8 protein-coding genes and 1 tRNA gene are annotated in these 8,467 nt (G+C 57.0%); 6 read left to right on the top strand and 3 right to left on the bottom strand.

Annotation, left to right across the window (positions count from 1 at the left end; all coding sequences use genetic code 11):
• A partial coding sequence (locus RDL66_RS09030; RefSeq protein ID WP_374042905.1) for a hypothetical protein occupies nt 1-293 on the bottom strand: 293 nt, incomplete at its 3' end.
• 181 nt (nt 294-474) lie between these two features.
• Here RDL66_RS09030 and RDL66_RS04715 point away from each other — a divergent pair.
• The gene (locus RDL66_RS04715; protein ID WP_296183459.1) at nt 475-702 is read left to right on the top strand and encodes a DUF6290 family protein; all 228 of its coding nucleotides are present in this window, start codon (nt 475-477) and stop codon (nt 700-702) included.
• A complete protein-coding gene (locus RDL66_RS04710) occupies nt 686-1,012 on the top strand; it encodes a type II toxin-antitoxin system RelE/ParE family toxin (RefSeq protein WP_297590947.1) in 327 nt (108 codons plus the stop codon). The genes RDL66_RS04715 and RDL66_RS04710 overlap by 17 nt, the downstream gene beginning before the upstream one ends.
• 62 nt (nt 1,013-1,074) lie before the next feature.
• Here RDL66_RS04710 and RDL66_RS04705 read toward each other — a convergent pair whose 3' ends face one another.
• The gene (locus RDL66_RS04705) at nt 1,075-2,376 is read right to left on the bottom strand and encodes a YibE/F family protein (protein WP_297590950.1); all 1,302 of its coding nucleotides are present in this window, start codon (nt 2,374-2,376) and stop codon (nt 1,075-1,077) included.
• A gap of 117 nt (nt 2,377-2,493) precedes the next feature.
• Nucleotides 2,494-3,612, bottom strand: a complete 1,119-nt coding sequence (locus RDL66_RS04700; RefSeq protein WP_297590953.1) for a sialidase family protein — start codon at nt 3,610-3,612, stop codon at nt 2,494-2,496.
• Between the two features lie 188 nt (nt 3,613-3,800).
• On the opposite strand from RDL66_RS04700, the gene RDL66_RS04695 reads away from it, so the two are divergent.
• The 4 genes from RDL66_RS04695 to RDL66_RS04680 all read left to right on the top strand — a co-directional run bounded on the left by RDL66_RS04695 (nt 3,801) and on the right by RDL66_RS04680 (nt 8,324).
• Nucleotides 3,801-5,027 carry a hypothetical protein gene (locus RDL66_RS04695; RefSeq protein ID WP_297590956.1) on the top strand — a complete coding sequence of 409 codons (1,227 nt, stop codon included), beginning with the start codon at nt 3,801-3,803 and terminating at the stop codon, nt 5,025-5,027.
• 80 nt (nt 5,028-5,107) lie between these two features.
• Nucleotides 5,108-5,184, top strand: a tRNA-Val gene (locus tag RDL66_RS04690).
• Between the two features lie 594 nt (nt 5,185-5,778).
• On the top strand, nt 5,779-6,519 hold the full coding sequence (gene lipB / locus RDL66_RS04685; protein ID WP_308535547.1) for a lipoyl(octanoyl) transferase LipB: 741 nt from the start codon (nt 5,779-5,781) through the stop codon (nt 6,517-6,519).
• Nucleotides 6,516-8,324: an FAD-dependent oxidoreductase gene (locus RDL66_RS04680; protein ID WP_297724115.1), complete on the top strand. Its 1,809-nt coding sequence runs from the start codon at nt 6,516-6,518 to the stop codon at nt 8,322-8,324. Before lipB ends, RDL66_RS04680 begins: the two co-directional genes overlap by 4 nt.
• The last annotated feature ends 143 nt before the right edge of the window (nt 8,325-8,467 follow it).

Below are 8,467 nucleotides of genomic sequence, written 5' to 3'. Positions count from 1 at the left end.
CGAACTCCACCACACCACCCCCTACAACAACACATGGGACTAACCCCCCAGACACACAATTTGTCATGTAACCCGAGATTAATCACCGCGATCAATGGAAGTCGATTGTTATCAACCTGGGGAAGCATACAGACAACTCTTGAAGGTTGAGTAAGGCTCCGCATCACCACAGCGGGAGTTTCAAGAAGTATTGGCATTTCTCTGACGATTTGTTTAGATAGCCCATGTCTCCTTGAATCTGTCGGTGTTTTCGGAAGGATTGCATAACGAAGATGACTTTGCGTATAAAACATTGGCAAATCAGGCATTCCTAGATTCTGAAGGTAAACCGGCGTGTGAGCACGAACTAGCAGAGAATCGTGCTCTGATAGTTCACCTCGAAGCGATTTTCAATCTGCCCGGTGAGCCGAACTTCGCTCTACGATTCCTTGCCCGCTCTGGTCGGCGGGAAAGGACAGTTGTATACTTGTTTACATGAGTGAAGTGTTGAGCCTGCGTTTGCCCCAGGAAACCAAGCAACGCCTGGATGCTTTGAGCGAACAGACGCGCCGGCCAGCATCTTTTTATATCCGTCAGGCTCTGGAAGAGTATCTGGATGACCTGGAGGATTATTATCTTGCGGTTGACCTGGTGGACAAAGTGGAATCGGGCGATTTGGGTTTGGTCAGCGCGGAACAGGTGAAGCGTGAGCTTGGATTCTAACTCTGGCTGGTCGCTATATTTCACCATCGTTGCTCAAAAACAGCTCCAGAAACTTGATAAGTCGGTTGGCCGGCGGATATGGAACTTCTTGGATGACGTTGTGAGCAAAGGTGACCCGCGTGCGAGGGGGAAGAGCCTGACCGGAAATATGCGAGGACTGTGGAGGTATCGCGTAGGCCAGTACCGAATCATCTGCAAAATCTATGATGAAAAGCTCGTAGTGGTAGCGCTCACCATTGAGAACCGTGCAAAAGTCTATAAGCGTCCCCCCGCTATTCCACAGGACGAAATCGGAAACCTTTTTCACTGAACGGATACGGCAGTTCTATCCAGAAACCTAAATGTAACCGCTAATTTTGTTAGGTACTCTTTTTAGAGCTTGTCAAGAGATTCTTTCGGGTCGGGTTCACAAGGTCGGTTGGGTGCACAAGGTCGGTCGGGTTCGCTCGGCTCGGTGGGCTTGCGTACCGCCAGGGTGGCGATAGCGGTGGTGATGGGGACGCTGGCAATGAGGGCGGAGCCGGAAGCCAATATTTGCAAGGCTTGGGCGGCGAGGGCCTCCGTCGTGAAGAGGTCGCTGAGTGAGCGTTCAAAGAACAAAACGATGAGCATCACCGTAGAAAGCGCGGCGCCGGTGTAGGCAAAAACAATGGTGTAAATCGTCGAAGCGATGTGGTCTCGGCCGATACGCATGGCACTTTGATAGATTTCGCGGCGGGTGTAGGTCGGGGCGGCCAATCTCAGTTCCCACACCGCCGAGGCTTGGGTGATGGTCACGTCGTTCAGTACCCCCAGCCCAGCCAGGATAGTGGCAGCGACGAACAGCTGGCTCATGTTGAGTTGCGGAATGGCGGCGGCCAGGTCAAAGGACGTTTCGTCGATGTAACCCGAGATGTGCGCGCTTTTCACCGCGATGGCGCCCAGCAAGGCCGAAAGCCCCAACCCACATACGGTGCCCAGCAGGGCGGATGCGGTCCGCATAGATATGCCGTGGGCGACGTGAATGACGATGAGCATGATGGCACATGATCCGACCACTCCGACCCAAATGCCGGGCCGTCCGCTGGCCAGGGAAGGCAGCATAAAGTACACAATCACCACGGTCGCGAAAGCCAGTCCCACCAGCGAAAGCGCTCCTTTTGTGCGAGCGACCGCTAGAACTACCACGGCGAACAGGACGGCAAAGAGGATAATCGGCAGGTCGTGGGGGACGCCGGTGAAAGTGTAGCTGGCAGTGCCGGGTTTTTCCCCGGGTGAGCGCATGACTTGGATCGTGTCGCCGGGAGCCAGTTCCGAATGCGCGCCGGGTCCGACCGCTTCCAGGGTGGTGACTTGGCCGGAATCCGGTCCGCTGGTCAGGCGCACCGTCAGGCGGACGCAGTCGTCCAGGTGGCTTTGGACGTCAGAAGGGGCGATGTCGGTGTCTCGACACTTCGGTTCGAGTTTCACGATGTTGGCACGTTCGTAGGAAACTCCCGGAGCGGTCGCGAAACTGAAGTTCATCTGGCGGACTTCCTGCAGATGATGCCAATCGGGCCAGAGCCAAACCACTCCTGCCAAGGTCAAGACCGTAATCAAGCCCAGGGCAACCATCATCGCTAGGCGCGAGGCGGGAGAAGTCGTCGAAGCCTCTTGAGTCCGAGAAATCCGAGAGATTGAGTGAGAATGAGACACAAAGAGCAAGTATATCCATGCCGGTTACAGTCGCGCTGAGTGAAATGACCTGCCTTTTACGATGATTCGGGGCGTGAATCGAACCGAGGTGCGGTTGCGGTCTATCGGTGATATAGCCTATTCGAGAGTGGTGAAGGCAATGGACCCGTAGGGGGAGCGCGACCCCCCGCTCTGCTGACCGGTCTCCCACATCACGGCAATCCGGTCGCCAAGCGCGGCGCACACGGAGTAGGCGGCGGGACCCGGGTCGATGACGTGGGGCTCACCCCAGCTAATCTCAGCGGGGTCGAGAGGGCTCGTGGGTGGCTCCGGGAGGGTTCCCAGTCGGACAACCAAGTTCTTGCGAGAAAACCAGTCTTGCAATTGGTCGTGGCTCTTTCCGCGAGACGGGTCCAGATCCTGGTGGGGACGTGCCTCCGGAGGCTCCTCGGGCGGGTCGAGGCTGGTGAGGACCAGTGTTCCTTGATACATCGCTAATCCTGCGTTGCAACCGGGGTCCTTTACCTGCAAGGTCCGCATCGTCAAAGTTTGCCCGCCATCGGTTGAGAGCGCCCACAGGCGTTGCGGATAAGCGCGGGAGCTCATCAAAATATCTCCGTGGGGAAGTTCCAACAGCTTGCTTTCGTCCCCACCAAGCAAGGTCCCGCCACGTTGCCAGGTGGCTCCGCCGTCATCAGAAAACACGATGAGGGCTTTGATGTCTGAGGAGTTAACCCGACGTTCCACCATCGGCAGAAGAATCCGTCCCCGGTGCGAGCCAGTTGTGAGCTGAATGCCATTTCCGGATGCAAAGAAAAGGTTCCCAGTCTCCTCAGTCCACAGCTGCGCGGTGATGTCTCGGTGGGACCAGGTTTCTGTGTCCTCGCTCAAACAGACGTAAAGTTTCCAGTTGTTTCCTGCCGCGGCATCATCCCAGAAATTCATTCCCTGACTTGCCACGTAACCGCAAAGAATCCCTCCATCCTGCAAGGCCACCGGGCAAGCATCGCCAAAACCCCACCCGTCACGGGCTGAAACCAACGGAACATAGGGTGTCCAGGAAATCCCCAAGTCATCACTAGAGCAGGTCAGCAAGGAGATGGGGCCGGGAAGGTCATGGAAGTCGGGCCGTGAATCAAAGAATGCCAGCAAGCGATGTGGATGCACCGAATCCTCGGAGGTGAGCACGAGGGCCGGAATACGGAAGAATGCTTCGCCGTACTGGGGAAATAGACTGCGGGCGGATACTTTAACCATCACGATTAGGATACTGCGAAGTTTCAGCGGGAAACCGGTTTTGCTCCCCAGAGATTTTTCGCCTCGCGAAAACCGTGGCCTAGTGTCGTCCAGATTCTAAGGCTGCGGAAAATCGTCTGCCAGACTATAACGGAGGGCGTTTTGGTGATGCTAACATAAACATGCCGTCATGCAGAAAGTAGGAAGTTATGTCTGACCCGATGCCGCCCGCACCGATTCCGTCTGAATCCAACCCCACGCCGACCTCACCTCCTGAGGGGGATGCGGTCACAAAGAGCCGTAATGTGCCGTTGATTGGCATCATAGTTGCGTTGGCACTGTTATTGGTTGCCGGGATTATTTTGTTGGTGGTGTTGCTCGGGAAGGGGTCCGCCGGCGGTGAGGGAGCTGCCGGGACGTCCTCGGCTGCAGGAAAAACCGCGACAGTCCAGAAGGGTTCACAGGCTCAGAAACTGCAAACAGCCTTTGAACAGTACACCGAAATACTGGATGCCCCTGCCAAGTATCTGACTGCTTTAGATCTGGATAATTCAAGCGGAGCGTATAAATACGCCCTGACTGAGATGAATGGGGACGGTATTCCAGAACTGCTATTCGGTGCAGACGATGGTAATGGCCTGCTCAATGTGCAAGTTTTCTCTGCGGACGGGTCGGGAAATCCGTTTATAGCGCCGTCTAAGGTCCTCCTGGATGGGGTTGCCGCGGGTGGAGGAACGCGGGCCTCCATTATGGGGAGTAAAACGGGGAATGGGATTATTCAAGTCCTTGGCAGCGCCTCGAATCCCCAGTGGCACTGCAATCGTATGGTGTTGCAAGGCTCCGAACTGGTAGAGAGCGAAAATTGTGACTTCACGATTGGTGAGTCCACTCCAGTTTTGGGTGGGGATGGAGCCGAACTGCAGTGGTTGGATGTTTCGGATCGTTCCGCCTTGCAGAAGCTGGCGGGGCCGGCCGGAACTGCGGGGGCTAAGCAGCCCGCAGGGGGTAAATCTGCGAATCAGAAAGCCAAGGCTATTGCAGCGGCCAAAGCCCAAGGCAAGCAGGTGTTTGAAGGCACCATCCGGATTATGAATCACGCGGAGCTAGTTGGTTTTCAAGGTGTCCCAGAGCCAAATCCCGACTATAGCGGGACATTTAAGTACGAAAAATACGCGATTCTGGTCTTTGATGGGACACAAACAGTGACAGGCATGAGCGGGGATGGAAGCGGCATGCAAACTGGTTCGGCGAAGCTGCTCTGTGTGGGTGCTTATTATCCGGGCGTAGACAGTGTTGATACCACCCCCGAGTGGGTTCCTTACAACGGTAAAAGAGTCGTTGTCGCGGGAACTGCAGAAGACGTGGGGTGGCCTTCGGATACAAGCCTGCCGTTGGGGGAGCCCAGAGGTGGTGGAGAGATTATTTTTGCGGAGTGATTCGGGCTGGTCGTTTCGCAACTTGCCGTGGCAAATGTTATTCTCAATAGTCTTGTGTTGGCGTTTCGCGCCAACCTTCAGGACCTATAGCTCAGTTGGCTAGAGCGCCACGTTTACACCGTGGATGTCGGGGGTTCGAGTCCCTCTGGGTCCACCAGTGTTTTGTGAGGATGGGGTTTATCCCCATCCTCACAAAACAATTTACGGGCCAGAGGAACTCGAACCCGTGAGGGGCAGCGCCGCCCGAAAACGCGGGAGCGTTTTCAGGCGCTGGCGTGAGAAATCGAAGATTTCGAGCGGGTGGTGATTTTGCGTAGCAAAATCACTGAGTCTCTCTGGGTCCACTTTTTTGTCGGGCGGGTTCATCCCGTCCGAAAATATTTAAAGGGGTTGGGGACTCGAACCCGTGAGGGGCAGCGCCGCCCGAAAACGCGCATTAGATCGTTGGATAGAAACCATACAAAAAATGGCTAGCTATTTTATTTAATAGGCATCGTCAACTGTAAATAACTCTGGATGAGAGCGCACGGTTGGTAAGTCTAGGTAATCTTGATAGGCTTCGTTGCCTGATGGTAGATGGCCCAGATACTCTGGGCATCAGAGTTATCAGGAGAAAGCGGACTATCGTTGATCGTTAACCGTGTCCTCTCCAAACATTTTTGCTTGTAATTCCCCGCCAGATTGCGGGGAAAACCCTGCCCAGATTGTCCGATTCGCACTCGAACACGCTCGACACGATAGAGTAAACCCCGTGCGAGTGGAAAATTTGCTGCCCAGAGGGCTGGTGTCTTACCAGGAAGCGGACCAGATTCAGCGCGACACCTGGGCACAGGTGCGCGACGGGGAACTTGACCACACCCTCATCTTGGGACAGTTCGAACCGACCTATACCGCCGGGCGCAACACCCACGACAGTGACCTCATCAACAAAGACTTGCCGGTCATTCGCACCGACCGAGCCGGGTCGCTCACCTGGCACGGGCCGGGTCAGCTGGTGGTCTATCCGGTGGTGAGGCTGCGCGAGCCGGTGGACCTGATTGCCTACATTCGCGCGGTTGAGGGCGCGGTCATCGACGCGGTTCGCGGCACTTGGGGCTTGGACGTTGAGATCGTGAAGGGCCGTGCGGGAGTGTGGCTGCGCTACCGTGACGCCGCGGGGCGCACCGCCGCCGAGCGGGGGACGGGACGCGACCGCAAACTGTGCGCCATCGGCTTGAAAGTCGTGCAAAACGCGACCCTGCACGGGCTGGCGCTCAACATTCACCCGGATTTCAATCGCGCTTTCACGGGCATCATTCCCTGTGGGCTCAACGATGCCGGGGTCACCTCCCTCTTCGAGGAGGGAATCGAAACGGACTTCGACACCGCCGCAAAAGTCCTGGTGGACCAGCTCACCGCGAAACTCACCCCTCTGCTGGCTCCGTTTTCAAAAAATTTAGGGACTGAAGACCCTGACGCGAGCCGTCGAAGTGGTCTAGCATTTAGCTTATGAACACAAAGAAGTCTTCAGCTCGTAAACCCTTTGGCCGTCCCAGCAAAGATACCTATGACGTCATCGTCGTTGGTTCCGGAGCTGCCGGCCTGTCCGCTTCTCTGACCGCCGCGAGGCGTGGTCTGAAAGTATTGATGGTCGAAAAAAGCGACCAGTGGGGAGGTTCGACCTCCAAATCCGCCGGCATGGTGTGGGTACCCGGAAACAATGTTTTCGCCCGACTCGGAGGCTCGGATTCTACTGACCTGGGCCGCCAATACATGAAAGCAACGGTGGGGGACTGCACCAGCGATGAAATGATTGACACCTTCCTGGAGGAAGGCAAGAAGTGCATGGACTTCCTCACCGCTTCGTGCCCCTACTTGGAGTTTAGGCGGATGGAAGGCTACCCCGACTATTGGCTGGACGCCCCGGGCGCGGCCAAGACCGGGCGCGGCGTCGAAGCGGGCGCTTTCGATACCCGCTTGCTGGGGCCGTGGGAGAAAACGCATGTCAAGGCGTACTTCCGTCCGATGTCTCCGGTGGATATGAACTCCTATGATTCGGCCGATTTGCTGCTGGCAATGACCGACCTGCGCCCTTGGGTGCGAGGCATGAAACTGTTGTGGCGCAACCTGAAACACTTTGCCAAAGGCGAGCGCCCGCTCACTATGGGCGCCGGCTTGACCGCTGCCATTATGTACTCCGTCCTGCGTGAGGGAGTGGAAGTGAAACTGCAAAACGCCCTGGTGGACTTCCTCACCGAGGGCGGCGAAGCAGGCAAGAAAGGCAAAGGGGAGGAGCGCGTGACCGGCGTCGTGCTGGAACACAACGGTACCCGGTACCAAATCAACGCGACCCACGGCGTTATCCTGGCTTGTGGCGGCTTTGAACGCAACGAAGCGATGCGGCAAAAGTACCAGCGCCACCCCATCACCGGCACTTGGACCGTGGGTGTGGAAGGCAACACGGGCGACGGTATCGAACTGGGCATGAAACATGGCGCGGCCATCGACAACATGGCTGACGCCATCTGGTCGCCGGTCATCAAGCTGCCGCGCACCGAGGGGTTCCAGCCCATCGTGATTGAGGACGAGGAACGCTTCATCATTCCCGACCGTTCCCTGCCGCACACCCTCATGGTCAACGGCAAGGGCAAGCGGTTCATGAACGAAGCCCTGCCCTATTGCGCGGCCGGTCAAGGCCTGTACGGCGGCATCTTTGGGAAAGGCGAGGGCGACGCTGAAAACATGCCGGCATGGCTGATTTTCGATCAGCAGTTCCGTGACAAATACTTCTTTGCCTACGGTCATATGCCCCGCGTGGAACTGCCCGACCTCTATTACGAATCGGGCGCCCTGGTGCGCCGCGACACCCTGGATGAGCTGGCCGAAGCCATCGACGTGCCACAAGCAGCCCTAGCCGAGACGATTGAGCGGTTCAACGGTTTCGCTGACCGCGGCATCGACGAGGACTTCCATCGTGGCGAAAACGAACACGACAAGTTCTATGCCAACCGCTACCATCAGCCGAACCCCTCGCTGGGACGCTTGGAAAAGGGTCCGTTCTATGCCACCCAGGTGTACCCCGGCGACATCGGCACGGCCGGCGGTTTGGTCATCGACACCAAAGCCCGCGTCACGCGTGAGGACGGCAGTGTTATCCCCGGTCTGATGGCGGCCGGCAACACGACCAAGTCGGTCATCGGCCACACCTATACGGCCGGAGGCACCTCCATCGGGGCCGCGCTGGTCTTTGGTTACATCGCCGCCAACACCGCTGCTGACGAGGCTTTCGCCGACAATCCGGTGTTCGTAGCGCGCTAGCCCGACCGGGCCAACAGACTTTCCGGGAACTTCACTGCGTGGTGAGGTTCCCGGATTGTTTTGTCGCGTGTGGACTGTCGCGGGAACGGTGGTGAGGCCGGAGGGAAACGTGGGTAAAATGGACAGAGAATGTCCCCAAACCG

The organism is uncultured Mobiluncus sp. (assembly GCF_902488535.1).
Classification (GTDB): domain Bacteria; phylum Actinomycetota; class Actinomycetes; order Actinomycetales; family Actinomycetaceae; genus Mobiluncus.
The sequence above is the reverse complement of the archived record's forward strand: the minus strand, read 5'-3'. Positions and strand labels throughout refer to the sequence as shown.